The organism is Arthrobacter sp. P1_D4 (genome assembly GCF_056406115.1).
This window is the reverse complement of the sequence record NZ_JBFUAU010000020.1, coordinates 70,938-95,117: the sequence shown is the minus strand read 5'-3', so window position 1 is coordinate 95,117 and position 24,180 is coordinate 70,938. Positions and strand designations below refer to the sequence as shown.

Here is a 24,180-nt window from a genome sequence, read left to right as displayed (position 1 = left end):
CTTCAGGCGATGGCCGACGCGCCCCGCTCCCCCGTGCGGACGCGGACGGCGTCGCGCACCTCGACAATCCAGATCTTGCCATCGCCGTAGCGGCCCGTGCGCCCGCCCTCTTCAATGGCAGCCATGACGGCGCCGAGGGCGCCCTCGTCGACCAGGACTTCGAGCCGCACCTTGGGCAGCAGGTCCGAGCTGTATTCGGCGCCCCGGTACACCTCGGTATGGCCCCGCTGCCGGCCGTAGCCGCTGGCCTGGCTCACGGTCAGGCCGTTGACCCCGGCCCGCTCCAGGGCCGCGCTAACGGTCGCGACCCGCTCCGGCCGCACAATCGCCGTGACGAGCTTCATGACGATACCCTGCCGCGGACGGCCTCACCCTCGGCCTCGGCTTTGGTCCCGGCTGGGACTTCGGCCTGGGTCCCGGCCGGGGTCCCGGCATGGGCCGCCGTGTGGGCCTCGGCCGCGTCAGTCCGGGCATGCGGGTCACCGGGGTGGAAGCTGCCGCCGACCATGAGGAGTTCATACGCCGTTTCGGCGTGCTCCGTCACGTCAATGCCGGAGAGCTCGTCGGCCTCGGAAACGCGCATGCCGATGCTCTTGTGGATCGCGAAGCCAATCAGTGTGGTCATGGCGGCGCTCCATGCCGTGACGATCAGGGCGGTGAGAATCTGTGGCCAGAACTGCGCCAGGCCGCCGCCGTAGAACAGGCCGCCGGCCGTCTTGGTGGACGGAAGCGCGAAGAATCCGAGGGCCAGGGTCCCCCACAGGCCGCCGACGAAGTGCACGGCCACGACGTCCAGGGAGTCGTCGAGCCCGATCTTGAACTTCAGCCCGACGGCGAGCGCGCAGACGGCACCGGCGATCACGCCGATCAGGATGGCGCCGATGGGGTCGATGAATCCGCAGGCCGGGGTGACCGCCACGAGTCCCGCGACGGCTCCCGAGGCGGCGCCGAGCGAGGTGGCATGCCCGTCGCGAAGCCGCTCCACGAGCAGCCAGCCCAGCAGGGCGGCGCTGGTGGCGAGCAGCGTGTTGGTCCAGGCCAGGGCGGCCGTGGCGTCGGCGGCGAGTTCCGAACCGGCGTTGAAGCCGAACCAGCCGAACCAGAGCAGCCCTGCGCCGAGCATCACGAACGGCAGGTTGTGCGGACGGATGTTGGGGTCTTTCATGAAGCCGAGCCGCTTGCCCAGAACCACGGCAAGCATGAGTCCGGCAATGCCTGCGTTCATGTGGACCACCGTGCCGCCGGCGAAGTCGAGGGCCGAGATCTTGCTGCCGATGATGCCGGTAGGTCCGAAGATGCCGCCGCCCCAGACCCAGTGCGCGATCGGCGCGTAAACGAGCGTGACCCAAAGGGCCGCAAAGAGGAGCCAGGGGCCGAACCGGACGCGCTCGGCCACCGCGCCGCTGATCAGTGCGACGGTGATGATGGCGAACGTGGCCTGGAAGCCGACGAAGATCATGTCCGGCAGGCCTGCCGCCTTGGAGCCGATGCTGGTGGTCAGCCCGCTCAGGCCGAAGTTGGTGAAGGGATCCCCGACGAATCCTCCCAGCGCATCCGGGCCGAATGCCAGGCCATAGCCCCACAGGGCCCAGACGACGCCCACAACGCCCATGGCGCCGAAGCTCATCATCATGATGTTGAGGACGGACTTCATTCTGACGAGCCCGCCGTAGAAGAACGCAAGACCGGGGGTCATCAGGAGGACCAGAGCGGATGCCGTGAGCATCCACGCGGTCGATCCGGGGTCAAGGACCTGCGGATCCGTTGCCATTCCTACTGCAAGCACAGAGAACTTCATAGCGGGAGCCTTCCTCGAGTGCCGGCGCTCCGAGGGCGCCGATGCGGCGAGACCATGTGACGTTTGGGACTGACGAGCGTCCCCCCGCCGTTGACGCTACTCACGGAGTGTTTCGGGAAGGCTTTCCCATTCTTGCGGGCACGTTACGTGCCGGCTCCGGGCATTAAATTGCCGTTTCCGGCAGATTGCCGGGATGTGACGTACATCTCACCACGGCCGATCTCACCAAGAAAAGGGAGGTCAGCTGTACTTGAGGGTGAGCAGCAGGCGCTTGAGCTGGCTGTACTGCTCCGTGGTCATCCAGGCTTTGGCGGCGTCGACAGAGGCAAACGCCGGGCTGCCGAAGAGCACCTTGGCTTCCGCCCCGCCGTTGGCGAAGCTGACGTAGGCGGAGCCGGAGTCAGAGACCGCGGACGCGAAGTCGCGTTGCTTGCGCACGCTCATGTGGAAATCGGACTGGTCGGCAAGGGAATCGAACGCGAAGCCGAAGGCCAGCTGTTCGCCGTCCACATCTTTCAGCCCCGGCACCGGGGCGGTGTCCAGCACGGTGCGGGCCACCGGGCCGGAGGCGTTGCTGGCGCTGGTGCTGCTGGTGATGGAAGCCAGTTCGTTGCCGGTGGCGTCGGCGATGACCGCCTGCAGGCCCCGCAGCTTGGCCGCGTTCTCGGGCGAGCCCACCAACCGGACGGACCAGCTGCTCGGATAGGAGAAGGAGAGGTGCCCGTCCGGGAAGGTGAAGGTTTTCACGCCGGCCACCGCGCTGGCCGTGGCCGTGGGTGCGGCCGGGACGGGCGTAGCGGAGGCGCTCGGGGCAGCCGAGGGCAGGGCCGAAGCGGCGGAGGAGGCGGTCGTGGCGGCCGCGCCGGATTCCTGCTGCGCCGGGGCCGCGGTTTCACCGGCGGGACCGCTTGCCGCTTCGCCGGCCCGCTGGCCCGGGGCGGCGCACGAGCTTAGGCCAAGGGCGGCCGCGAGCGCGGCGGCCACGGCCAGGGACGGAAAGACGTGGTTGCGGTTCATGGATCCCCCAGTTGATGACGCGAGCGGCTTCGGCTCGTCCTGTGTATCTCCGGCGTGCGCCGTGCGGATACTTTTGCGGTGGTTGCGGATGCGTTCATGCCCTCAGCGGCTGGCGGCGGGCACGAGCACCCACAGCACCTCGACGGCGTCGTCCGTGGGATTCACCCACGTGTGCGGTTCCCGGCCGGGAAACGTCACGGTGTCCCCGGCGCTGAGCTCGAATTCCTCATTGGTGAGGATCAGGCGGATGCTGCCCTTGACCACATGCAGGACGTCGACGTCGCAGTCCACGGCATAGAGCTCGGACTCGCCGCGCCCGCGCGGCTCGATCACGGCCTGGATGATCTGGACGCGGCGCTCGGAGCGCGCGGTCAGCAGCCGCTCGACGATCCCCTCGCCGCCGAGGGAGATTCGGGGGCCCTCATTCTGCTTCGTGAGGTGCGTTTCGGGTGCGGCGAAGAGGTCGCCAATGGAGATGGACAGAACCTGGCACAGCGTCACCAGGGAGGCAACCGAGGGCGAGGTGAGATCCCGCTCGACCCGGCTCAGGAATCCCTTGGTGAGCCCGGTGGCGTCTGCGACCTGTTCAATCGTGAGCCGCTGGGACTGTCTGGCCGCGCGGATCCGCGAACCGATGGCAACGGGAACGTTGCTCGGTTCAACTGGTAGAGCCTTCATTTAGGAACCTTTCACGGCCGGCCGCTTGGCCCCATCATTGGAGCAATCCTAGCGGGAGCGGGCCTTCGTGACGCGGAGGCGGCGGCACCACGCCCTGCGTCTTGACTGTTACCGGCGTCACAACATACTCTTTGGCAACATGTGTTGCCTATTAGGCAATACGGGGGGTTCCGACGGAAATCCTCCTCTAACCACTTCCCGCAGCAGCGGCCTTGCCGAACATACTGTTGAGGCCCGGCAGGCCCGCATCCGCTGTCAACCAGCTCCAAGGAGCCTTTATATGGACGCAACTTTCGTCAACATCGCAATCGTGGTGGTGTACCTGGCCGCCATGCTGGCGTTCGGATGGTGGGGCAAGTCCCGCACTAAGAACAATAGCGACTTCCTCGTCGCCGGCCGCCGCCTCGGCCCGTTCCTCTACACCGGAACCATGGCCGCCGTCGTCCTGGGCGGTGCCTCGACCGTCGGCGGCGTGGGCCTGGGCTACAAGTTCGGCATCTCCGGCATGTGGCTCGTCGTCGCAATCGGCGCCGGCGTCCTGCTGCTGAGCCTGCTCTTCGCCAGCACCATCCAGAAGCTGAAGATCTATACCGTCTCCCAGATGCTGACCCTGCGCTACGGCAGCAACGCCACGCAGACCTCGGGCATCGTCATGCTTGCCTACACGCTGATGCTCTGCGCCACCTCCACGGGCGCCTACGCCACCATCTTCGTGGTGCTCTTCGGCTGGGACCGCGCCCTCGCGATCGCCGTCGGCGGGGCCATCGTGCTGGTGTACTCGACCATCGGCGGCATGTGGTCCATCACGCTGGCCGACCAGGTCCAGTTCGTCATCAAGACGGTCGGCATCTTCTTCCTGATGCTGCCGTTCACGCTCAACGCCGCCGGCGGCCTCGACGGGATCCGCAGCCGGGTGGACGCCACCTTCTTCCAGATCGACGGCATCGGCGCCCAGACGATCATCACGTACTTTGTGGTCTACACCCTCGGCCTGCTGATCGGCCAGGACATCTGGCAGCGTGTGTTCACCGCCAAGACACCTGAAGTTGCCCGCTGGGGCGGCGCCACGGCCGGCATCTACTGCATTCTCTACGGCGCTGCCGGCGCCCTGATCGGCCTCGGCGCCCGGGTGGCCCTGCCGCAGATCGACGTCAAGGCCCTGGGCAAGGATGTCGTCTACGCCGAGGTCGCCACCCACCTGCTGCCCATCGGCATCGGCGGCCTCGTGCTGGCCGCCGCCGTCGCCGCCATGATGTCCACCGCCTCCGGCGCCCTGATCGCGGCCGCCACCGTGGCCCGCGCCGATGTGCTGCCGTTCGTTGCCGGCTGGTTCGGCAAGACGGTCAACACCGATGACACCGACAACCCGGAACACGACGTCAAGGCCAACCGCATGTGGGTCCTGGGCCTGGGCATCGTGGCAATCGTGATCGCCATCGTCACCAAGGACGTTGTCGCGGCCCTGACCATTGCGTACGACATCCTGGTTGGCGGCCTGCTCGTGGCCATCCTTGGCGGCCTGGTCTGGAAGCGCGGCACCGGCGTCGCCGCCGCGGCGTCCATGGCGGTGGGCTCGGTCATCACGCTCGGCACCATGATTATCCTGGAAATCAACGCCGAGGTTCCGCTGGACGGCATCTACGCCAACGAGCCCATCTACTACGGCCTGGCGGCTTCCGCAGTCGTCTATATCGCGGTCTCGCTGCTGACCAAGCCGACGGATCCTGCGGTCATGCAGAACTGGCGCCGGCGTGGGGGGCGCCGCCGTCGGCCTTTAGGCACCTTAACGGGCCGCGGGAGGATCACTCATTTTCCTCCGGCGCAAGGAATTCCTCACCTTCCACGGGCACCACCGGCTTCTCGTCGCCCAGGAAGTCTTCCGCGTCCAGGGGAACGAGCCGGTCGGCCTCTTCGAGAAGCTCCTCGTCCTCGGTCTCCGCGGCATCACTGACGGGCGCGTCCTCGGCGTAGTCGTAGGCGGGATCGGACTCGAGTGACTCCCGGGCCGGCTGGATGGGATGTGATGCGGTGCTCTCCATGATGCAACCTCCATGCGGCTTCGGTGGCGGCAAGGCCCCGGGGAGCCCGCCCTGGGTTTCATTCGAACACCGCGGACCCGGGCGGTCAAGGGCTCACAATTGCCGCCGGAAAGCGGCTGCGGGCGGGCCCGCCGGAGCCGGGCAGTTACGGCCTCCCTAAACTTTCCACTGAGGATTGCCAGCCGGAAAAGCGCGGAAATACGGGGTAGTCTGGAGTCGCAATGGGGCCGGACCATGCCCGACCAAACCCAGGAGTTTTTCGTGTCTCAGCACACCGAATCGGACCGCAACGATTCTTCGCAGCACCACCCGACACAGCCCTCTTCGGTCCGCGATACGGACCCGCGCCCTGCCTCGCCGCACGCTTCTGCTGCCCCCGGGGCGGCTCCCTCCACTGCCGCTCCGGTCAGCGCACCGAGCCCCTCGCCCGCAACAGACGCGAGCGCAGCGCCCAGCGCAGCGGACATCAAGCGCTGGCGACAGTATCTCGCCGATGAACGTGCCGAGGCGGCCGTCTACCGGGACCTGGCGCAGAACCGCGCCGGGGAGGAGCGCGCCATCCTGCTGGCGCTGGCCGAGGCCGAGGGACGCCATGAAGCGCACTGGCTCCAGTTGCTGGGCGATCACGCCGGCAAGGACCGGCATGCCTCACTCCGGAGCCGGTTCCTGGGCTTCCTGGCCCGGCACTTCGGCTCGGTCTTCGTCCTGGCCCTGGCCCAGCGGGCGGAGAGCCGCTCCCCGTACGCCACCGAATCCTTCGCCACCCCGGCCATGGTCGCCGACGAGCAGATCCACGAAGAAGTGGTCCGCGGGCTGGCCACCCGGGGCCGCAACCGGCTGGCCGGAACGTTCCGCGCCGCCGTCTTCGGCGCCAACGACGGGCTGGTCAGCAACCTGTCCCTCGTCATGGGCATGGCGGCCTCGGGCGTGGGCAGCCAGGTGGTACTCCTCAGCGGCGTCGCCGGGCTGCTGGCCGGCGCACTGTCCATGGGGGCCGGCGAGTTCATTTCCGTGCGGTCGCAGCGGGAGCTCCTCGCCGCGACCCGACCCACCCAGATCACCTTGGCGGCGGCGCCGCTGCTCGATATCGAGCACAACGAACTCCTGCTCGTCTACCTGGCCCGCGGCATGTCCCGGGAGGCCGCCGAGCACCGCGTCGCGGAGCGGATGGGCCTGCTGGACTGCGACTGCGATCCCAGCCTGTCCCTGCGTCCGGAACTGCCCGAAAGCGAGGACCAGCACGAGGCGGTCGGCACCGCCTGGGGCGCGGCGGCGTCGAGCTTCTGCTTCTTCGCCTCTGGCGCGATCGTGCCCATCATTCCCTTCCTGCTGGGCATGACAGGACTCGCCGCACTGGTGGTTTCCGCGTCCCTCGTCGGCTTGGCGCTGCTGCTTACCGGCGGCGTGGTGGGCCTGCTCTCCGGTACCTCGCCCGCCACCCGTGGCCTGCGCCAGCTGGCCATCGGCATGGGTGCCGCGGGCGTGACGTACCTGCTGGGCATGGCCTTCGGCGCCGTGGTTGGCTAGTGGACGGCCCTGAATTTCGGGACCGCGGCCCTCGGCACAGCCGGCGCGCCACCGCGCTGCGGATCATCAGGAACCTCGCCGCCGCCGCGGTGATCGCCGCCGGCGCCTTCCTCACCGCCGGACTCGTCTACGGCGATCCGAGGTTCACGGGCCTCTTCGAGGTCTCCCGAGGAACGGGGAACAACGCAGGGCACAGTGCAGAAAACAAGGCAGGCAGTGACCTGCAGGCACAGCCGCAGGCCGGCCAGAAATCCGGCCAGCCTGCCGTGCCGGCCGGCGAAGACCGGACGGACACTCCCCCGCCCGGGCTCGAGGAGCAGGACCACCCCCTCGGCGCGGCCCGGAAACCGGAGGCCGCCAGCACCTCGTACAAGTTCCTCGCAACGAATGACGACGGCACTCCGGTGGGTTACTCGCCGTGCCGCCCGCTGCACTACGTCATCAATGCCGCCCTGGCCCCGCCGGGTGCCGAGCGGCTCGTGGACGACTCGATCCGGACGATCTCCGAGGCCACCGGGATCGCCTTCATCAATGACGGCCCCACGTCCGAGGCCCCCTCGCCCACACGTGCGCCCTACCAAAGGGATCTCTACGGGGACCGGTGGGCGCCGCTGCTGATCGCCTGGACCACCCCGGAGCAGGCACCGCAGCTCAAAGGCCCGGTGATCGGCACGGGCGGAAGCACACACTTCAGTTTCGGCGACGGCCCCAAAAGCTTCGTCACCGGCAGCCTGGAGCTGGATGCCCCGCAAATCGCGGAAGACCTGGACCGCTCCGAGGGAGCGGCCTATGCCACGGCCGTGATCCTGCACGAGCTCGGCCATGTGATGGGCCTGGAGCATGTCGATGACCCGGCCCAGCTGATGTACCCCGAGATCGGAGCCCCGGACGGGCTTGCCGCCGGCGACCTGAACGGACTCTACGAGCTCGGCCACGCCCAGTGCCGCAAGGATCTCTGACCCCCTAGCGCTCCAGCGCTTCAAGGGCTTCTTCGACCGTATCGACCAGGAAGATCCTTCCCTCCATCCGGCGCCCGGACGCCAGGCTCTGCAAGAGGGGCCAGGCCGGGAATCGCCGCAGCCAGTGCTCGTGCCCCACCAGGACCATGGGAGTGACGGTTTCCGGGGCGGCGTAGTAGTTCTCGCAGGCGTCCTGAAAGATCTCCTGGACCGTGCCGCCCGAACCCGGCAAAAAGACGATCCCGCCGTTGCACAGTTCAAGCAGGATGGCTTCCCGGATGGCATTCGCGAAGTATTTGGCCACATGCGTGGCGAAGAAGTTCGGTGGTTCATGACCGTAAAACCATGTGGGAATCCCCAGCGACGGCACACCCTCCGGGTGGCGTTGGGCGACCGCCGCGGCCGTCCGCGCCCAGGCGGCCACCGACGGGCGGAAGGACGGCACCGCCGAGAGGTCGGCCAGAGCCCGCCGGAAGTCCGGTTCGGGGGCCTCGCTGAGGAAGGCGCCAAGATTCGCGGCCTCCATGGCCCCGGGGCCGCCGCCCGTGGCCACCACCCGGCCGCTGCGGGCCAGCAGCCGGCCCAGCAGCGCGGCGCCCTCAAAGACGGCGGTGCCGCGGCGGGCGATGTGCCCGCCCATGACCCCCACCATCGTGCGGCCGGTGCGGAGATAGGTGCCGGCCAGTTCGTCGAGTGCCACGCCGATCGAGTGGTCATGCAGGGCGGCGGCCAGTGTCGCATCCAGCCGGCGGCGCTGGCCCGGCCGGATGCTCCATTGGTACACCCGCGCGTCGAGCGTGTCCTCGTAGGGTGTGGTGGCGATCCCGGAATAGAGTTCCTGCGGCGTGTACAGCTGCCCGCGGTAGGGGTTGAACGGCACGGCCGTGAGCCGGGGAAAGATGAGGGCGCCCCGGCCGCGCAGCAAATCCTCCACACCGTCGTCGAACCTGCAGCCCAGGAAGACCGCGCCCTGGGCCTCAAACGCCTCCAGCTGGGCCCGGCGGCCCCGCAGGTCCAGCGACTGGACGTGCCAGCCGTGCATGCTGCGCGCCCCCGCCGCGACCAGCCGGTCGAAACCGGCAAGGCTCTCGACCTCCAACGTGCGGGGGCTGGGGTGAAGGCTGCGGGCGGCGCTCATGGAGCCAGCCTAGACCGTGGCCAAGCTCCCCGTGGCGCCATCACTCCTGGTGGCCATTCCGGGATCTTGAGGCCCAAAAGTGATAGCGCAACGGGGGTGCGTGCAGGTTAGGAGACCTGGAGGCCGCCGTTGATGTCATAGGTGGCCGCGGTGATGTAACCGGCGTCCGGGCCGAGCAGGAAGGCGATCAGGGCCGCCACTTCCTCGCGGCTGCCGACCCGCCCCATCATGATGCCCTCCGACATCTGTGCCTTGCGTTCCTCGCTCAGGGTGCCGCCCATGATGTCGGTGTCGATGGGGCCGGGGGCGATGGCGTTGACCGTGACCCCAAACTCGCCCACCTCGCGGGCCAGGGCGCGGGTGAATCCGATGATCCCGGCCTTGGAGGCGCTGTAGGCGACCTTTGAGTAGGTGCCGCCGCCCCGCTGTGCCGAAATCGAGGAGATGCTCACGATCCGGCCCAGCTTGCGCTCGATCATGCCCTTGAGCACGCGCTGGGAAACGATGAAGGATCCGCGCATGTTGATGGCGAAGACCTTGTCCCATTCCTCGACAGTGGTGTCCATGAACGGCGTCGGGGAACTGATGCCGGCCAGGTTGGCCAGCGCGACGATCGGGGGCAGCGAGCCCTCGATCTCGGTGATGGCACGGTCAACCGACGCGGCGTCGGAGACGTCCGCACCGACGCCGATGGCCTTGACCGCACGGTTGGAACCGATTTCGGCGGCAGCGGCGCTGGCGTCCTCGGCATTGATGTCCAGGATTGCGATGGACCAGCCCTCGCTGGCCAGGCGGTCGGCCGCGGCACGGCCGATGCCGCGGGCTGACGCGGCTCCGGTCAGGACCACGGTGCGTTCAGTGGGGAACGGGGTAATTGATGTCATGACGAAGATTCCTTCGGGGGTTCGGATCAGGATACTTTGGCCGGGTCGACGGCGGCAGCCGCTGCGACCGCGGGGTCAAGGCCGGCGTCGCCTTCGGGGCGCCGGCGGGCGTACAGGTAGGTGGCCACGGCCGTGATGCACAGGCACAGGGACAGGAACAGGAGCCCGCTCTGGTTGCTTCCGGTGGCGTCCTTGAGGAGGCCGACCGCGTACGGGGAGATGAAGCCGCCGAGGTTTCCGAGGGAGTTCACCAGGGCCAGCCCGGAAGCGGCAGCCGCACCGGTCAGCGCCGCGGAGGGCATCGAGAGGAAGGGGGCGATCGCCCCGTAGATCCCCATGGCGGAGAGCGTCAGGCCGACCATCGCGAGGAACGGGTTGACCGGCAGCAGGTAGCCGGCGGCCACGAGTCCGACGCCCGCAAGCACCATGCTGACCGAGGCGTGCCAGGCACGCTTGCCGGTCCGGTCCGCGCGCTTGCTCCAGAAGTAGACGAATACTGCGGCCACGGCATAGGGGATGAAGACGATGAAGCCGACCTCTGCCGTGGAGAACTTGCCGAGGGCCGCGACGATGGTGGGCATCCACAGGCCCAGGCCGTAGATCCCGCACACCAGGCCGAAGTACAGGGCGGAGTAGACCAGGGTGCGCTTGTCCTTGAGCCCGGCCATGAAGTTGTGCTTGCCCGACTGGGACTTGGCAGCCAGTTCGGCGTCCATAGTGGCGGTGAGCCAGTTGCGCTCGTCGGCTTCGAGCCATTTGGCGTCCCGCGGACGGTCAGTCATGAGGATGGGCGTCAGCAGGCCGAGGGCGATCGCCGGGATGCCTTCGATGATGTAGAGCCACTGCCAGCCCTGGAGGCCCATGACGCCGTCCATCTGCAGCAGGAGCCCGGATACCGGGGCGCCGAGCGCGTTGGATACGGGCTGGGCAAGGATGAAGATGCCCAACACGGTGACGCGCTGCGCGGCGGGGAACCACAGCGTCAGGTAGAACAGGATCGCCGGGAAGAAGCCGGCCTCGGCGGCACCGAGCAGGAACCGGACGATGTAATACGTGGTTTCACCGTTCACCAGGCACATGGCGGTGGCGAAGATACCCCACGTGATCAGGATGCGGGCCAGCCATTTCCGGGCTCCGAACCGGTACATGCCGGCGTTGCTGGGAACCTCCAGGAGGGCGTAGCCAAGGAAGAAGATGCCGGCGCCCAGACCGTAGGCAGCGGAGTTCAGGCCGATGTCCTCGCTCATGGTGAGTTTGGCGAATCCGACGTTGTTGCGGTCCAGGTAGGCAACGAAGTAGAGCAGGACAATCAGGGGCATGACGCGGCGGCGGACCTTGCGGAGCGTGCGGTCGCCCAGTTCGCCGAGTCCGAAGGACTTGGGGGCTAATGAAGTCATCATCGACCTTCTTAAGTGTTTTCCTGCCCTGCGGCTGTGCCGGGTGAGGAAAGCGGTGGATTGGGGTGGTCATCCTGCCCGCCTGGAAGCGCGTGCTGCAGGATTCTTGTTGAGTCAGATGTCAGACATCTGATTCAGGAACTAGCCAAAATCTTAGGATGTGATTCGGATTACGTCAAGAGTCCGGCGGCGGACGTCAGGACTTGGCGCCCCGGACGTAGCGTTCGTAGTCCGCATTGGTCTGGTCCATGTGCTCATCCATCGCCTGCCGCGAGCGCTCGGCGTCGCCGCTCAGAATGCTGTCCAGGACCCGCTGGTGGTAATCGATGGCGTGCTGCTGGATCACCTCGACGGCCGACGTTTCGCGCCGGGTCACGTACAGCAGCTGGCCCAACTGGGCGAACAGGGCCCGGACAAAGGGGTTGCCGGACGCCTTCAGGACGGCATCGTGGAAACCAATGTCCGCCTCCACGAAGCGGTCCAGGTCGCCGGAGTCGTGGAAGCGCTTCATATCCGCGATGCACTCGCGCATGCGCTCGGCCTGCTCCGGGGTATAGCGTTTGGCGGCGAGCGCCGCGGCCCCGGTCTCCACCATCCGTCGCATCTCAATCAGTCCCACCGAGACCTGGTCGGCCGCATTGCCATGGGAGGCTGCCTTGAAGATCGCGTCCAGGCCGGTCCAGTTGTCCGTGGGATTGACGAAGGTTCCCCGGCCGGCCTTCACATAGAGGATGTTTTGCGCCCGGAGGGCTTTGAGGGCCTCCCGCACGGTGAGCCGGCTGACGCCGTAGGCCTTGGCAATGTCGGCCTCGGGCGGAATCGGGTTGTGGGGCAGGAGCTTTCCGTCAAGGATTTCGGTCAGCAGGCCGTCGACGAGATCGTCGACCAGTGTCCTGCGGCCCATCCCAGTTCCCACCTTCAGTCTCGTTTCGTGCTGCCATCCACATTACCCATGTCCGGGTGCGCAGCCATGTAGGCGTCGAGCTTGGCCAGCGTCTGCTCCAGGTTGGCCGGATGGCGGCGCAGGTAGCCGGCCATCCGGAGCAGGCTCTTGCCGCGGACCTGCCGCGCGTCCCATTGCTCGGTGACCAGGGTGCCAGCGGTGCCGTCCTTGCCCGTGGATGGTTCAAGCAGGTAGCGCCACACATGGCCGTAAAAGTGCCGCCATGCAATCCGGTGGCCTTCCTCGAATTCGCAGACGGTATTGAGGATCTTGTAGTTCACCCGCATGTTCATTTGCATGCCGAACCTGGCGCGGAGGTACAGGCGCCGTGGCCCGCGCGGCTGGGTGCCCTTCACCGTGTCCGAGCCGTCGATCACGCTGTGCAGGGCAGGCGTGGCGAGCACCTCGAAGATGGCTTCGGGGGCTGCGGCGATGTACCGGCTGCGGGACACGAGATAGCGGGGATTCATCTAGTAATCCTAGTCCGCGATCGTGTTGCAGAATGAGGCATGCAGACTTCCCGCAACCCCCTTCGCGGCCGGCCGCGCATCGGCGTTCCCGTCCGCCTCAGCAGTTCCTCCGATCCCGACCCGCGCGTGGCGGAAGCCAACGCATTGTTCGAGTACATCGTGGAACTGCTGCGCGAGGGCGGCGGCGAACCGGTGCTGCTCGACGCTCCGGGGCCCGACGACGGCGGCCTCGCCGCGGCGATGGCCTGCCTTGACGGCGTCGTCCTTCCCGGCGGCGGCGACCTCGACCCCGCCCTCTACGGCGAGCTGCGCGGCGACGTCTGCTACGACGTCAGCCCTGCCCAGGACGCGCTGGATCTCGCCGTGGCGCGTCTTGCGATCGACGCCGGGCTGCCTGTGTTCGGCATCTGCCGCGGGCATCAGCTGCTCAATATACTTTACGGCGGGACGCTCATCCAGGACATGGCGCCGGGGACGGTGGCGCACCGCGAGCCCGCGCCGGTGCACGGGGCCGGCCCGTGGGCCTGGCATGAGGTGGCGGTGCGGGCCGGCTCCAGGGTGGCCGCGCTCTACGGCGGCGGTTCCGGTGCCGTGAACGTGAAGATCGCCTCCGGCCACCATCAGGCTGTGGCCCGGGTGGCCGGAGGATTGCGGGCGACGGCCGTGGCCGAGGACGGGACCGTCGAGGCGCTGGAGGATCCGGAGCGCTGGGTGGCCTCGGTCCAGTGGCACCCCGAGGCCCCGGAGCTCCCGGCCGGGGAACGGCTCGCGCCCTTCCGGGCCTTCGTCGAGGCGTGCCGTGCCCGGCCCTGAGCCGGACGCCCCGGGCCGTGGTCAGCTGCCGACGCTCACCGTCACCTTGACCGGGGCACCGGTGGCCAGCGATTCCTGGGCGGCATCGGCAACCCGGGAGGCCGCGACGGCGTCTTCCGGAGTGCAGGGATTCTCCCGGCGGCCAAGGATCAGGTCGACGAACGCCTCCATTTCGGAGCGGTACGCCGTCTCGAACCGCTCGGCAAACGTCAGGTGCGGCTTCCCCGCGGGGAAAGCGATCCCCGCTTCGGCGGAGGCCATGGCCGTCTTGTCGTCCAGGCCCACCATCAGCGAGCCGCGGGAGCCCTGGATTTCCAGCCGGACATCATGGCCCGCCCCGTTGTAGCGGGTCGCCGAAACCGTTCCCACGGTGCCGTCGTCGAACGTCACCACCGCGAGGGCCGTGTCCACATCGCCGGCCTCACCGATGGCCGGATCCCCGTTGTTGGAGCCCTTGGCGTAGACCTCGACGATTTCGCGGCCTGTGAGCCAGCGCAGGATGTCGAAATCGTGGACCGAGCAGTCACGGAAGAGCCCGCCGGAGCTGGCCAGGAACTCGACCGGGGGCGGCGTCATGTCGCACGTGACGGCACGCAGGGAATGGATCCAGCCGAGCTCGCCGGCCTGGTAAGCGCGGCGGGCTTCCAGGTAGCCGGCGTCGAACCGGCGCTGATGCCCGATCTGCACCACGCCGTTCCGGTCCCGGATGTAGTCGAGCACCGGCAGGGCGTCGGCCACGTTCAGGGCCACGGGCTTTTCGCAAAACACCGGGATCCCGGCGTCCACGCCGGCCTTGATGAGCTCGGGGTGGGTCCCGGTTCCGGTGGCGATGACCAGGCCGTCCAGCCCCGAGGCCAGCAGCGCCTGGACCGAGGGCAGGAATTCGGCACCGAGACCGCTTGCCACCGTCCGGGCGTGCTCTTCGGCGACGTCAGTGAGGCGGAGACGGACACGGATCCCTTGTGGGTTCAGGACCTCGTTGAGGGCGGCGATGTTGTTGGCGTGCATGACCCCGATCCGCCCAACGCCGGCGAGTCCAAGGATTACGTCTTTCATACTTCCACTCTCATGTTTGGTGCGGGCACGGTGAACGCCGCACGGAAGGCCTCCAGGGCCGCATAGCTGTCGCCACTGGCCCACGCTTCCATGCCCACGGTTCCTTCGTAGCCTGCGTCCGCGAGCGCCCTGGCCACGGCCGCGTAGTTGATTTCCCCGGTTCCGGGTTCGCAACGGCCTGGAACGTCCGCCACCTGGATTTCGCCGAGGTATGGCAGGGCGGTCCGGACGAGCTCGACCAGGTTCCCCTCCCCCATTTGGGCGTGATAGAGATCCAGCATGAGCCTGGCGTTCGGGTGCCCGGCAGCCTGCACGAGCGCCAGGGTGTCCTTGGCCCGGGCCAGCGGGATGCCGGGGTGGTCCCGGATGGTGTTGAGGTTCTCGAGGCAGAACGTCACCCCGTACTTCTCACCGAGCTTCCCGAGCCGTTCCAGGGTCCGGGCGCCGGTGGCCCACATGTGTCCGCTGGAGCGGTAGACAGGCCGGGCCGCGTGGCCGTCGACGAGTTCCGCCGGGTGGACCACCAGCCGGCTGACGCCAAGTTCCAGGGCGGTGGGGATCAGGGACTCGGCGGTCCGCACCACCTCGTCCGCCGTGTCCGGATCCACGAGGCTGCCGGAGCTGTATCCGGTCATGGAGGAGAACACCGCCCCGGTGGCCTTGAGCGCGCCGATGTCCTTGGGCCGCGAGTCCCAGAGTTCGACGTCGAAGCCGGCCTCGTGGAGCCGCCGCACCCGCTCCGTGAACGGCAGGTCCGTAAAGACCATCTCAGCGCACACGGCGAGCCGCATCAGAGGACCACGTTCTCGTTGACGGCCACTGTGTTGACCGTTGCCGGGGTCCCCCGCTTGACGGACTCAATGCAGGCCAGCGCCACGGCCAGTGCGCGCCGGGCGTCGCTGGCTCCCGGAGTGAGAGTGAAGGGCTTCGACTCCGGAGCGGTGCCGTCACGCCGGGCGCGCACGGCGTCGGCGAAGTCCGCCAGCTCGTCTGTGTAGGCCTGCCGGAAGAGCTCGACGTTCAGCCGTGGGGTGTCGGCGGACATCCCCTCGGCGGTGAACCGGCGGGCGGCGGTTTCGGTAGCGCGGCCGGCCTGGACCATGCCCTTGGAGCCGAAAACCTCGCCGCGGATGTCGTAACCGTACAGTGCGCTGAAGTTTGCCTCGGCGACGGCGATCGCACCGTTGCTGTAGCGGATGGTCACGACGGCGGTGTCCAGGAACCCCTGGTCCCGCAGTCCCGGCTCCACAAGCGCGTCCGCGACGGCGTAGACCTCCACGGGTTCGGCGCCTTCGTTGAACCAGTTCAGGGTGTCGAAGTCGTGGATCAGGGTTTCGAGGAAGATGGTCCATGCCGGGATCCTTGCGGCGTGGCCGATGCTCCCCGTGCCCGGGTCCCGGGTCAGCGAACGCAGCAGTTGCGGCTGCCCCACGATTCCGGCGGTGATGTCCTTCTTGGCCGCCTGGAAGTCTGCGGCGTACCTGCGGTTGAAGCCGATCTGGAAGTGCACCCCGGCGGCGTCGACGGCGTCAAGGGCGGCGTCGAGCTCCTCGAGCCCCTGACCGGCGGGCTTCTCGCAGAAGACGTGCTTTCCGGCCGCTGCGGCCTGGCCAATCAGGGAGGAATGGAAACGCGCGGGGCTGGCGATGACGACGGCGTCAATCGCCGGGTCGGCCAGGAGGTCAGCGGCGTCGGCGGTCACCTTCGTGGTGCCCAGGGCGCCGGCCAGCGCCCCGGCGGATTCCAGGTTCGGATCCGCGATGGCGGCAAGGACGGCGCCGGGGACCCGGCGGGCAATGCTCTCGGCGTGGAAGGCGCCCATCCAACCCGAGCCGATGAGCCCGATCCGCACGGGCAGGACGGCGTCGGAGGCGTTGCGGTTGAGGTAAGCCAAAGGCTTGTCCTTTCAGGAGTTGGGGCGGCGGTTACCCGTAGGTCGTGCCGGTGGTCTGGGACACGTCGGCGACTTCGCCCTGGACTTCTTTGACGACGTCGCTGTGGCCGCCGAGTTGTTCGAGTTCGTGGGCGAGTTCGGCGAGTTCTGCGCCGCCGGCCATCTGGGCGGTGAGCTCGTCGAGGGTGATGTCCTTCTTGTCGTAGTAACCGATCGATTTGCCGCGTTTGAGCAGCAGGAACCGGTCCCCGACGGGGAAGGCGTGGTGCGGGTTGTGGGTGATGAAGATGACGCCGAGGCCGCGGTCGCGGGCCTGCAGGATGTAGCGGAGCACCACGCCGGACTGCTTCACGCCCAGCGCCGCGGTGGGCTCGTCCAGGATCAGGACCTTCGCGCCGAAGTACACGGCCCGGGCGATCGCGACGCACTGGCGTTCACCGCCGGAGAGCTGGCCGATGGGCTGTTCGACGTCGCGCAGGTCGATGCCCATCGCGGCGAGTTCCTTGAGCGTGATGTCCTTCATCTTCTCGACGTCCATGCTCTTGAACGGGCCGAAGCCGGACGTGAGCTCCGAGCCGAGGAAGAAGTTCCGCCAGATCGGCATCAGCGGCACCACGGCGAGGTCCTGGTAGACCGTGGCGATCCCGACATCGAGGGCGTCCCGGGGGGAGCTGAACTTCCGCTCCTGGCCCATGATCTTCAGTGTTCCGGCGTCGTGCTGGTGCAGGCCGGCGATGATCTTGATCAGCGTGGATTTGCCCGCACCGTTATCGCCCAGCACGCAGGTGACGCGGCCGTTGTCCACCGCCATGGTGACCTCGGAGAGGGCGATGATGTTCCCGTAGTGCTTCCCGACCCCGTCGAGGGAGAGCAGGTGCACCGGGGTGTGGGTGAGCGGGTCTTTTTCGTTCTGCAGCAGGGTCTGCTGGTCGATCTCTTTGGCATTCATGGTTCTCTTCGGCCCCTTCTACTTCAGTTCCGCGCGGCGCTTGACGATGAGGTTGACGATGGTGGCCAGCAGCAGCATCAGGCCCAGGAAGAACTTGAACCAGTCCGGGTTCCACTGCGCGTAGACGATGCCCTTGTTGGCCATGCCGAAGATGAACGCGCCGATCGCGCCGCCGATCGCCGAGCCGTACCCGCCGGTGAGCAGGCAGCCGCCGATCACCGCGGCGATGATGTAGAGGAACTCGTTGCCCACGCCCTCACCGGACTGCACGGTGTCGAACGCGAAGAGGTTGTGCATGCCCAGGATCCAGGCGCAGAACCCCACGGCCATGAACAAACCGATCTTGGTGGCCTTGACCGGCACGCCCACGGCGCGGGCCGCGTTCGCGTCCCCGCCGACGGCGAAGATCCAGTTCCCCACCCGGGTCCGCATCAGCACCCAGGTCGCGACCGCGACGAGCGCGAACCAGTAGAACACGGTGATCTTGATGTCGACGCCGCCGACGCTCACCGAGGAGGCGAACACCGCCCGGGCCGAGGCGAAACCGTCCATGGTCGAGATCGAGGGCGAGGACACCGAGCCGCCGATCAGCCGGGTCAGGCCCAGGTTCAGGCCGGTCAGCATCAGGAACGTGGCCAGGGTGACGATGAAGGACGGCAGCTTGGTCTTGATCAGGATCCAGCCGTTGATGAACCCGACGGACAAGGAGACCACCAGGGCCAGTCCGACTCCGACCCAGACGTTCGTGGTGAAGTACCAGCTGAACAGCGACGCGGTCAGCGCCGAGGTGATCACGGCGACACCGGTGGAGAGGTCGAACTCCCCGCCAATCATCAGCAAGGACACCCCCACCGCCATGATCCCGATCGTGGAGGACCCGTACAGGATGGTCGCCAGGGCACCGGGCTGGGTAAAGGTCGGGGACACCAACGCGAAGAAGATGAAGAGGACGATCGCGCCCACCAGGGCACCGACCTCGGGACGTCCGAGCAACTTCTGGAACGGACTGCGCTTGGCGACGCGCTCATCGGGCGCCGGCGACTTTGTCTTGGTCTGGGTGATGGTCATGATAAGTCTCCTTGCCGCCGGGCCGGCGCGAACCGGCCCGGCCAGCGGGCTGTTAGCGGACGCCCTGCTGGGCGAAGGTCAGGACATCGGCCGCATTGGATTTGTCGATGACCGCCGGGCCTGTCAGCACAGGCTGGCCGCCGCCGATCTTGAAGCCGCCGCGCTTGTTCTGCCAGATGGCGTCAACGGCTCCGTAGCCCTGCAGCCACGGCTGCTGGTCCACGGTGAACAGAACTGCACCATCCACGATCTTCTGGGCGAGCTCCGCGTTGAGGTCGAAGCTGGCAACCTTGGCAGAGCTGCCGGCGTCAGTGACCGACTTGAGGAGGGTCAGGGTGATGGGGGCGCCGAGGCCGATGATGACGTCGGCGTCCTTGGAGGCCTGAAGCTTGGCAGTCGCGGTGGACTGAACGGAGGTCATATCCTTGCCGTCGACGTAAAGGATCTCCGTTCCGGGAACCTTCGCCTTGACGCCCGCGCACCGTGCTTCAAGTCCCACGTGGCCCTGTTCCTGAATCACGCAGACCGGGTGCTTGTAGCCGTCCGCGGCCAGCTTGGTGCCCACGGCCTGACCGGCGAGCTGCTCGTTGGAACCGAAGTGGGTGAATGCTCCGAGCTGGGAGGAGACCGATTCGCCGGCGTTGAGGCTCACAATCGGTATGCCGGCGTCGGAGGCCTTCTTCAGGACGTCCTTGAGGGCTTCGGGCTTGGCGAGCGTGACCGCGATGCCGTCGACCTTCTGGTCGATGGCCTGCTGAATGAGCTGGGCCTGGCGCCCGGCTTCGGGATCGGACGTATAGAGGAGCTCAACGTTGTCCTTTGCCGATGCCTCCTCGGCGCCTTTGCGAACAATATCCCAGAAGGTGTCACCGGCTGCGGCGTGCGTGATAAGGGCGACCTTGATGCGGGAGGTGCTGGCTGCCTGGCCTCCGCCAGCCGCATTGCCTGAGTCTGCGGGCTTGCCGCCGGTGCTGGAACACGCGCTCAGGGCCAGCATGGGTACAACGGCCGCCACGAGGGTCGCCTTCCGCCACGAGAACTTGGTCACGATCAATCTCCTTTGATTCCGGGCCACGCCGGCCGCTTCATCGCGTCGGTCCATGAGCCATCTACAACCGATCATGGTGACTCCAATCACAGTTGTCAATAGTTTGTCCTGACATTAGGATGTTTGGACGTAACGAAGTGGGGTCGGAATGTCGCATTCGCAGAGCTTGCCGGGCCAGCGCCGACAGCCCGACCCCCGCAAACAAAGCCCGTCACAGCAGCCCTTGGCACCTCTTGGCAGCCCTGCTACTATCAGAAAAAGGCAGTATGTCCTATCAAGCGAACATAGCCTGACATACGCGGACAGGCCGGCACAACGGCCGCCGCGGAGCACAAGGGAGCATGTCCAGTGGCGAATCAACTGAATCTGCGGATCGACCGCTCTTCCCCGGTGCCGCTGTACCACCAAGTGGTGCAGGGCATCGAGGCAGCGATCCACACGGGGCTGCTGGAACCCGGCAGCAGGCTGGAAAACGAGATCGACCTGGCCGCCCAGCTGAACCTGTCCCGGCCCACGATGAGAAAAGCCATGGACGAGCTGGTCCGCTCGGGCCTCCTGGTCCGCAAGCGCGGCGTCGGCACCCAGGTGGTGTCCAGCCAGGTCCGCCGCCCGCTGGAACTTTCCAGCCTCTACGACGACCTGAGCAACAACGGCAGCAAGCCCACCACCGACGTGCTCAGCTTCTCGCATGAGGAGGCGGACGGCGCGATCCGGACGGCTCTGCAGCTTCCGGCCGGCGCCAAGGTCTACCACTTCACCAGGCTCCGGAAGGTGGGCGGCAAGCCGCTGGCCCTGATGGAGAACTGGGTGCGGGATGACATCACCGCCCTCGACGAGGCTTCCCTGGGCGCGCAGGGCCTCTACGCCATTCTGCGCAACGGCGGCGTGAACTTCCGCCTGGCCTCACAGCGGATCGGTGCCATGATCGCCAATGACTACCAGGCGCCACTGCTCGAGACCACCCCCGGCTCCGCCCTGGTGACCATGGAGCGGACCGCGGTGGACGACACCGGACGCATGGTGGAAACCGGCCACCACGTCTACCGGGCGGATTCCTACAGCTTTGAAATGACACTGGTCCAGAGGTAAGCGTCCAGAGTTAGGCGCCAGCGACGGGCGCAACCGGCTCCAACCCCGCACACACACGCGCCTGCCTCCGGCGCGACAACGAAAGGGCAGCTTCCATGGCCAACTGGGTCTATCCGCTCGGCACCGCCGCCGAAGACACGTGGGACATCTCCATCGGGACGTCCGACTCCAAACTGGAGGTGGACGGCTGGGCGCATACCGGGCTGAAGGTTGCCACGCTGGCAGCCGGCGCCGCGGTCGAACTCGACGCCGCGGCGGAGGAACGCATCGTGATCCCGCTCAACGGCTCTTTCGTGGCGGCCGTCGACGGGCAGGACTATCCCCTGGCCGGCCGGGTCAGCGTCTTCAGCGGCCCCAGCGACGTGCTCTACACGGGAGCCGGTAAGGCGGTGGCCATCACCTCGGCCGACGGCGGACGCGTGGCAGTCGCCACTGCCCCGGCCAAGGCCGCCTACCCGACCCGCCTCATCACGGCCGCCGAGACGCCGGTGGAACTGCGCGGGGCGGGCAACTGCTCCCGTCAGGTCCACAATTTCGGGACTCCCGCCGCGCTGGAGGCGGACCGCTTCATCGTCTGCGAGGTCCTCACGCCGGCCGGCAACTGGTCTTCCTATCCCCCGCACAAGCACGATGAGGAAAAAGACGGCGAGACCAACCTCGAGGAGATCTACTACTTCGAAACCCGGGTGACGCCCGGGGCCCCGCAACGCCCGGGCGCCGACGACGCCATCGGCTACCAGCGCGTCTACGCCTCCGACGAGCGGCCCATCGACGTTGCGGCCGAGGTCCGGACCGGCGACGTCGTCCTGGTGCCCTACGGCTGGCACGGGCCCGCCATGGCCGCCCCCGGCTACGACATGTATTACCTCAACGTCATGGCCGGACCCGGCCCGGTCCGCGAGTGGCTCATCAGCGATGACCCGCACCACGGCTGGATCCGCCAGACCTGGGAGGGCCAGGACCTGGACCCGCGACTGCCGTTCGGCCGCTAGGCCGTCAGGCCGCTGGCTGCTGGAGCGCCGGGTGCAGCTCCACCTGGTTGACCGCCGGCACCGTGCCGCCCAGGTCGATGAGCCGTTGCAGGTGCCCCGGCTCGAAATTGGACACGCCGATGGCCCTGACCCGGCCGTCGGCATGGAGTTTTTCAAGGGCCAGCCAGGAGTCGGCGTACCGGTCCGACGCCGGCGCGGGCCAGTGAATCAGGTAAAGATCCAGGTAGTCGAGACCCAGCTTGTCCAGGCTCGCGTCGAAAGCCGCCAGAGCTGGTTCGTAGCCGAGGTCGTCGATCCACAGCTTGGACGTGATGAACAGGTCTTCCCGCGCGATCCCGGACTCGGCGAGCGCGCGGCCGGTTCCGGTTTCGTTTCCATAGATGGCGGCCGTGTCGATGCTCCGGTAGCCGGCGTCGAGCGCCGCCGCTACCGCCTCGGTGGTCTCGGCGTCGGGAATCTGAAAGACGCCGAAGCCCATCTGCGGCATCCGCACCCCGTTATTGAGGACGATAGTGGGAATTGAACTCATAGTGTCTCCTGTGGTTGCGTTCGGGAGGTCAGCGGACAACGGCTGCAGCCTCGGTGGCGGGAAGGTCGGTGCTGGTTTGCGCTGCTGCCGCGGCGGGGGCGGTTGAACCGCCGGCCGTCGCCAGTCGCTTGGCCTGAGCCGCGGCGAATACCATCACTGCCAGGCCCAGCAGGGTGATCCCGGCGCCGGCCCAGATCGGCGAGGTGTAGCCGAGGCCGGCGGTGATGGTGACGCCGCCCAGCCAGGCGCCCAGGGCGTTGCCGACATTGAAGGCGCCGATGTTGGCGCCGGAGGCCAGGGTGGGAGCGCTGCTGGCGTACTTCATGACGCGCATCTGCAGTCCCGGAACCGTGGCGAAGCCGAAGCCGCCCAGCAGCACCATAGTGGCGATGGTCACCGGCTGGTTGCCGGCTGTCAGGGCGAAGGCCACGAGCACCAGCACCAGGGCGGCGAGGACTACGAGCAGGGTGCGGTCCACGTTCTTGTCGGCCGCCTTGCCGCCGAGGGTGTTGCCGATGAAGAGCCCGACGCCGAAGAGGATCAGCAGCCACGGGACCGTGGCGGCGGAGAAGCCCGTGACCTCGGTGAGGGTGAATGCAATGTAGGTGAAGGCGCCGAACATGCCGCCGTAGCCGAGGATGGTCACGAGGATGGAGAGCCACACCTGCCCGGACCGGAAGGCACGGAGCTCGCCGCGCAATCCGCCCGCTGCTGGTTCGCCGGAGCCGGTTTTCGGCACGAGTGCGAGGATGCCGGCCAGGGCGAGGACACCGATCACGGTGATCGCCCAGAACGTGGAGCGCCAGCCCGCAGCCTGGCCCAGCATGGTGCCGAACGGGACACCGAGCACATTCGCAGCCGTCAGGCCGGTGAACATGATCGCGATCGCACCCGCCTTCTTAGTGGGCGCCACCATGCTCGCGGCCACCACTGCGCCGATGCCGAAGAACGCGCCGTGCGAGAGCGCGGCAATGATGCGGCCGATCATCATTACCGCGTAATCCGGCGCGAGCGCCGAGACGAGGTTGCCGGCAATGAACAGCACCATCAGCACGGCCAGCACGGGCTTGCGTTCGAAGCGCGTCACGGCCGCGGTGAGGCCAAGCGCCCCGACAACGACGGCGAGCGCGTAGCCGGAGATGAGCCAGCCCGCGGTCGCCTCGGTGACGTGGAAGTCTGCGGCCACTTGCGGCAGCAGGCCCATGATGACGAACTCGGTGAGTCCGATGCCGAACCCGCCGAGGGCGAGGGCTATCAGGCCAACAGGCATGGAGGTGCTCCTTACAAAGCTGTACGGGATGGGGTATGGCGCGTAAGCTAGTAGTTGCAGACGCGTTATTTATTCTTGCACAAGCAGATACAGCGCGCAAGCAACTATTATTTGATGTGCCCGTCACCTCCCCGCCGGGCACGCGAGTTGAAGGGAAACACGTGATGGGCATCAAGGACGACGCCGTCGAGGTCCGGGCGCAAGGCTGGCGGACCCTGGCGGCCCTGCACGGGCTGATCGAGGCCGAGCTGGAGCGGTCCTTGCAGGCCGAGGCGCAGCTCTCCGTCGTGGAGTACACCGTGCTGGATGCGCTGAGCCGGCAGGACGGCTGGCACATGCGGATGCAGCAGCTGGCCCGTGCCACGGCGTTGAGCGCGAGTGCCACCACGCGCCTGGTCAACCGGCTCGAGGACCGCGGGCTGCTGACCCGGATCCTGTGCGCGGATGACCGCCGCGGAATCTACACCGAGCTCACCCCCAGCGGCATCGCCCTGCTCGAGCAGAGCAGGCCGGTCCACGACGCCACGCTGGAACGGGCGCTGGCCGAGGCCCAGGAAGTGCCGGAGCTGGCACCGCTGGTCGACGCCCTCCCCCGCCTGCACGCCGCGGTCTAGCGCGGCAA

Annotated in this window: 24 protein-coding genes; 7 read left to right on the top strand and 17 right to left on the bottom strand. The window is 67.5% G+C overall.

The genetic code is table 11. The annotated features are described in order from the left end of the window. Positions 1–2: 2 nt before the first annotated feature. The 4 genes from AC1D0A_RS18690 to AC1D0A_RS18675 form a co-directional block, all read right to left on the bottom strand. On the bottom strand, positions 3–344 hold the full coding sequence (locus tag AC1D0A_RS18690; RefSeq protein WP_476946510.1) for a P-II family nitrogen regulator: 342 nt from the start codon (positions 342–344) through the stop codon (positions 3–5). Next, positions 341–1,798, bottom strand: coding sequence for an ammonium transporter (locus AC1D0A_RS18685; protein ID WP_476946509.1), 1,458 nt, complete (start codon positions 1,796–1,798; stop codon positions 341–343). The genes AC1D0A_RS18690 and AC1D0A_RS18685 overlap by 4 nt, the downstream gene beginning before the upstream one ends. Positions 1,799–2,038: 240 nt before the next feature. Next, entirely contained in the window at positions 2,039–2,815 is a 777-nt protein-coding gene (locus AC1D0A_RS18680) for a hypothetical protein (RefSeq protein ID WP_476946508.1), read from the bottom strand. A 102-nt stretch (positions 2,816–2,917) separates the two neighbouring features. Then, positions 2,918–3,493 carry a helix-turn-helix domain-containing protein gene (locus AC1D0A_RS18675; RefSeq protein ID WP_028275626.1) on the bottom strand — a complete coding sequence of 192 codons (576 nt, stop codon included), beginning with the start codon at positions 3,491–3,493 and terminating at the stop codon, positions 2,918–2,920. Between the two features lie 280 nt (positions 3,494–3,773). On the opposite strand from AC1D0A_RS18675, the gene AC1D0A_RS18670 reads away from it, so the two are divergent. The 3 genes from AC1D0A_RS18670 to AC1D0A_RS18660 all read left to right on the top strand — a co-directional run bounded on the left by AC1D0A_RS18670 (position 3,774) and on the right by AC1D0A_RS18660 (position 8,018). Beyond that, complete coding sequence (locus AC1D0A_RS18670; protein ID WP_476946507.1) at positions 3,774–5,444, top strand: sodium:solute symporter family protein; 1,671 nt, start codon at positions 3,774–3,776, stop codon at positions 5,442–5,444. 322 nt (positions 5,445–5,766) lie between these two features. Continuing rightward, on the top strand, positions 5,767–7,059 hold the full coding sequence (locus AC1D0A_RS18665) for a VIT1/CCC1 transporter family protein (RefSeq protein ID WP_028275623.1): 1,293 nt from the start codon (positions 5,767–5,769) through the stop codon (positions 7,057–7,059). After that, positions 7,059–8,018: a matrixin family metalloprotease gene (locus AC1D0A_RS18660; RefSeq protein ID WP_243181576.1), complete on the top strand. Its 960-nt coding sequence runs from the start codon at positions 7,059–7,061 to the stop codon at positions 8,016–8,018. Before AC1D0A_RS18665 ends, AC1D0A_RS18660 begins: the two co-directional genes overlap by 1 nt. 4 nt (positions 8,019–8,022) lie before the next feature. Here AC1D0A_RS18660 and AC1D0A_RS18655 read toward each other — a convergent pair whose 3' ends face one another. The 5 genes from AC1D0A_RS18655 to AC1D0A_RS18635 form a co-directional block, all read right to left on the bottom strand. Continuing rightward, positions 8,023–9,156 carry an LOG family protein gene (locus AC1D0A_RS18655; protein WP_476946506.1) on the bottom strand — a complete coding sequence of 378 codons (1,134 nt, stop codon included), beginning with the start codon at positions 9,154–9,156 and terminating at the stop codon, positions 8,023–8,025. Positions 9,157–9,263: 107 nt separating this feature from the next. Beyond that, a complete protein-coding gene (locus AC1D0A_RS18650) occupies positions 9,264–10,040 on the bottom strand; it encodes an SDR family NAD(P)-dependent oxidoreductase (RefSeq protein WP_018775918.1) in 777 nt (258 codons plus the stop codon). A 26-nt stretch (positions 10,041–10,066) separates the two neighbouring features. Continuing rightward, positions 10,067–11,440, bottom strand: coding sequence for an MFS transporter (locus AC1D0A_RS18645; protein ID WP_372702868.1), 1,374 nt, complete (start codon positions 11,438–11,440; stop codon positions 10,067–10,069). 193 nt (positions 11,441–11,633) lie between these two features. Next, the gene (locus AC1D0A_RS18640) at positions 11,634–12,341 is read right to left on the bottom strand and encodes a FadR/GntR family transcriptional regulator (RefSeq protein WP_079550394.1); all 708 of its coding nucleotides are present in this window, start codon (positions 12,339–12,341) and stop codon (positions 11,634–11,636) included. Positions 12,342–12,355: 14 nt separating this feature from the next. Beyond that, positions 12,356–12,850 (bottom strand): SRPBCC family protein, encoded by a 495-nt coding sequence (locus AC1D0A_RS18635; RefSeq protein ID WP_028275618.1) that lies wholly within the window; start codon positions 12,848–12,850, stop codon positions 12,356–12,358. Positions 12,851–12,889: 39 nt separating this feature from the next. Between AC1D0A_RS18635 and AC1D0A_RS18630 the strand changes: the two genes are divergently transcribed. After that, positions 12,890–13,663 carry a gamma-glutamyl-gamma-aminobutyrate hydrolase family protein gene (locus tag AC1D0A_RS18630; protein WP_476946505.1) on the top strand — a complete coding sequence of 258 codons (774 nt, stop codon included), beginning with the start codon at positions 12,890–12,892 and terminating at the stop codon, positions 13,661–13,663. 21 nt (positions 13,664–13,684) lie between these two features. Here the strand turns inward: AC1D0A_RS18630 and AC1D0A_RS18625 are convergent, their stop codons facing one another. Genes AC1D0A_RS18625 through AC1D0A_RS18600 form a run of 6 tightly spaced genes read right to left on the bottom strand, consistent with a single transcriptional unit; the run spans position 13,685 to position 19,678 of the window. Next, positions 13,685–14,719 (bottom strand): Gfo/Idh/MocA family oxidoreductase, encoded by a 1,035-nt coding sequence (locus AC1D0A_RS18625; protein ID WP_243181581.1) that lies wholly within the window; start codon positions 14,717–14,719, stop codon positions 13,685–13,687. Continuing rightward, positions 14,716–15,510, bottom strand: a complete 795-nt coding sequence (locus tag AC1D0A_RS18620; protein WP_243181582.1) for a TIM barrel protein — start codon at positions 15,508–15,510, stop codon at positions 14,716–14,718. The genes AC1D0A_RS18625 and AC1D0A_RS18620 overlap by 4 nt, the downstream gene beginning before the upstream one ends. Further along, the gene (locus AC1D0A_RS18615) at positions 15,510–16,613 is read right to left on the bottom strand and encodes a Gfo/Idh/MocA family oxidoreductase (RefSeq protein ID WP_243181583.1); all 1,104 of its coding nucleotides are present in this window, start codon (positions 16,611–16,613) and stop codon (positions 15,510–15,512) included. The genes AC1D0A_RS18620 and AC1D0A_RS18615 overlap by 1 nt, the downstream gene beginning before the upstream one ends. A 31-nt stretch (positions 16,614–16,644) precedes the next feature. Beyond that, a complete protein-coding gene (locus AC1D0A_RS18610; protein WP_476946504.1) occupies positions 16,645–17,562 on the bottom strand; it encodes an ATP-binding cassette domain-containing protein in 918 nt (305 codons plus the stop codon). Between the two features lie 18 nt (positions 17,563–17,580). Further along, positions 17,581–18,630 (bottom strand): ABC transporter permease, encoded by a 1,050-nt coding sequence (locus AC1D0A_RS18605; RefSeq protein WP_028275613.1) that lies wholly within the window; start codon positions 18,628–18,630, stop codon positions 17,581–17,583. 52 nt (positions 18,631–18,682) lie between these two features. After that, entirely contained in the window at positions 18,683–19,678 is a 996-nt protein-coding gene (locus AC1D0A_RS18600) for a substrate-binding domain-containing protein (protein WP_028275612.1), read from the bottom strand. A 348-nt stretch (positions 19,679–20,026) separates the two neighbouring features. On the opposite strand from AC1D0A_RS18600, the gene AC1D0A_RS18595 reads away from it, so the two are divergent. Both AC1D0A_RS18595 and iolB read left to right on the top strand, forming a co-directional pair. Next, positions 20,027–20,767 carry a GntR family transcriptional regulator gene (locus tag AC1D0A_RS18595; RefSeq protein WP_243181584.1) on the top strand — a complete coding sequence of 247 codons (741 nt, stop codon included), beginning with the start codon at positions 20,027–20,029 and terminating at the stop codon, positions 20,765–20,767. 95 nt (positions 20,768–20,862) lie between these two features. Further along, positions 20,863–21,759, top strand: coding sequence for a 5-deoxy-glucuronate isomerase (iolB, locus tag AC1D0A_RS18590; protein WP_476943301.1), 897 nt, complete (start codon positions 20,863–20,865; stop codon positions 21,757–21,759). Positions 21,760–21,763: 4 nt separating this feature from the next. Here iolB and AC1D0A_RS18585 read toward each other — a convergent pair whose 3' ends face one another. Next, the gene (locus AC1D0A_RS18585; RefSeq protein WP_476946503.1) at positions 21,764–22,288 is read right to left on the bottom strand and encodes an aldo/keto reductase; all 525 of its coding nucleotides are present in this window, start codon (positions 22,286–22,288) and stop codon (positions 21,764–21,766) included. Positions 22,289–22,316: 28 nt separating this feature from the next. Next, on the bottom strand, positions 22,317–23,558 hold the full coding sequence (locus AC1D0A_RS18580) for an MFS transporter (RefSeq protein ID WP_476946502.1): 1,242 nt from the start codon (positions 23,556–23,558) through the stop codon (positions 22,317–22,319). A gap of 164 nt (positions 23,559–23,722) precedes the next feature. Here AC1D0A_RS18580 and AC1D0A_RS18575 point away from each other — a divergent pair, with 164 nt between their 5' ends. After that, on the top strand, positions 23,723–24,172 hold the full coding sequence (locus AC1D0A_RS18575; protein ID WP_079550370.1) for a MarR family winged helix-turn-helix transcriptional regulator: 450 nt from the start codon (positions 23,723–23,725) through the stop codon (positions 24,170–24,172). Positions 24,173–24,180: the final 8 nt, after the last annotated feature.

Bases quoted from the DNA above. Each gene is read 5' to 3' on its own strand.
- AC1D0A_RS18575 (WP_079550370.1), top strand. From the start codon at position 23,723: ATGGGCATCAAGGACGACGCCGTCGAGGTCCGGGCGCAAGGCTGGCGG.
- AC1D0A_RS18670 (WP_476946507.1), top strand. From the start codon at position 3,774: ATGGACGCAACTTTCGTCAACATCGCAATCGTGGTGGTGTACCTGGCC.
- AC1D0A_RS18610 (WP_476946504.1), bottom strand. From the start codon at position 17,562: ATGAATGCCAAAGAGATCGACCAGCAGACCCTGCTGCAGAACGAAAAA.
- AC1D0A_RS18605 (WP_028275613.1), bottom strand. From the start codon at position 18,630: ATGACCATCACCCAGACCAAGACAAAGTCGCCGGCGCCCGATGAGCGC.
- AC1D0A_RS18635 (WP_028275618.1), bottom strand. From the start codon at position 12,850: ATGAATCCCCGCTATCTCGTGTCCCGCAGCCGGTACATCGCCGCAGCC.
- AC1D0A_RS18620 (WP_243181582.1), bottom strand. From the start codon at position 15,510: ATGCGGCTCGCCGTGTGCGCTGAGATGGTCTTTACGGACCTGCCGTTC.
- AC1D0A_RS18580 (WP_476946502.1), bottom strand. From the start codon at position 23,558: ATGCCTGTTGGCCTGATAGCCCTCGCCCTCGGCGGGTTCGGCATCGGA.
- AC1D0A_RS18665 (WP_028275623.1), top strand. From the start codon at position 5,767: ATGCCCGACCAAACCCAGGAGTTTTTCGTGTCTCAGCACACCGAATCG.
- iolB (WP_476943301.1), top strand. From the start codon at position 20,863: ATGGCCAACTGGGTCTATCCGCTCGGCACCGCCGCCGAAGACACGTGG.
- AC1D0A_RS18690 (WP_476946510.1), bottom strand. From the start codon at position 344: ATGAAGCTCGTCACGGCGATTGTGCGGCCGGAGCGGGTCGCGACCGTT.
- AC1D0A_RS18685 (WP_476946509.1), bottom strand. From the start codon at position 1,798: ATGAAGTTCTCTGTGCTTGCAGTAGGAATGGCAACGGATCCGCAGGTC.
- AC1D0A_RS18645 (WP_372702868.1), bottom strand. From the start codon at position 11,440: ATGATGACTTCATTAGCCCCCAAGTCCTTCGGACTCGGCGAACTGGGC.
- AC1D0A_RS18630 (WP_476946505.1), top strand. From the start codon at position 12,890: ATGCAGACTTCCCGCAACCCCCTTCGCGGCCGGCCGCGCATCGGCGTT.
- AC1D0A_RS18675 (WP_028275626.1), bottom strand. From the start codon at position 3,493: ATGAAGGCTCTACCAGTTGAACCGAGCAACGTTCCCGTTGCCATCGGT.
- AC1D0A_RS18625 (WP_243181581.1), bottom strand. From the start codon at position 14,719: ATGAAAGACGTAATCCTTGGACTCGCCGGCGTTGGGCGGATCGGGGTC.
- AC1D0A_RS18585 (WP_476946503.1), bottom strand. From the start codon at position 22,288: ATGAGTTCAATTCCCACTATCGTCCTCAATAACGGGGTGCGGATGCCG.
- AC1D0A_RS18640 (WP_079550394.1), bottom strand. From the start codon at position 12,341: ATGGGCCGCAGGACACTGGTCGACGATCTCGTCGACGGCCTGCTGACC.
- AC1D0A_RS18680 (WP_476946508.1), bottom strand. From the start codon at position 2,815: ATGAACCGCAACCACGTCTTTCCGTCCCTGGCCGTGGCCGCCGCGCTC.
- AC1D0A_RS18655 (WP_476946506.1), bottom strand. From the start codon at position 9,156: ATGAGCGCCGCCCGCAGCCTTCACCCCAGCCCCCGCACGTTGGAGGTC.
- AC1D0A_RS18650 (WP_018775918.1), bottom strand. From the start codon at position 10,040: ATGACATCAATTACCCCGTTCCCCACTGAACGCACCGTGGTCCTGACC.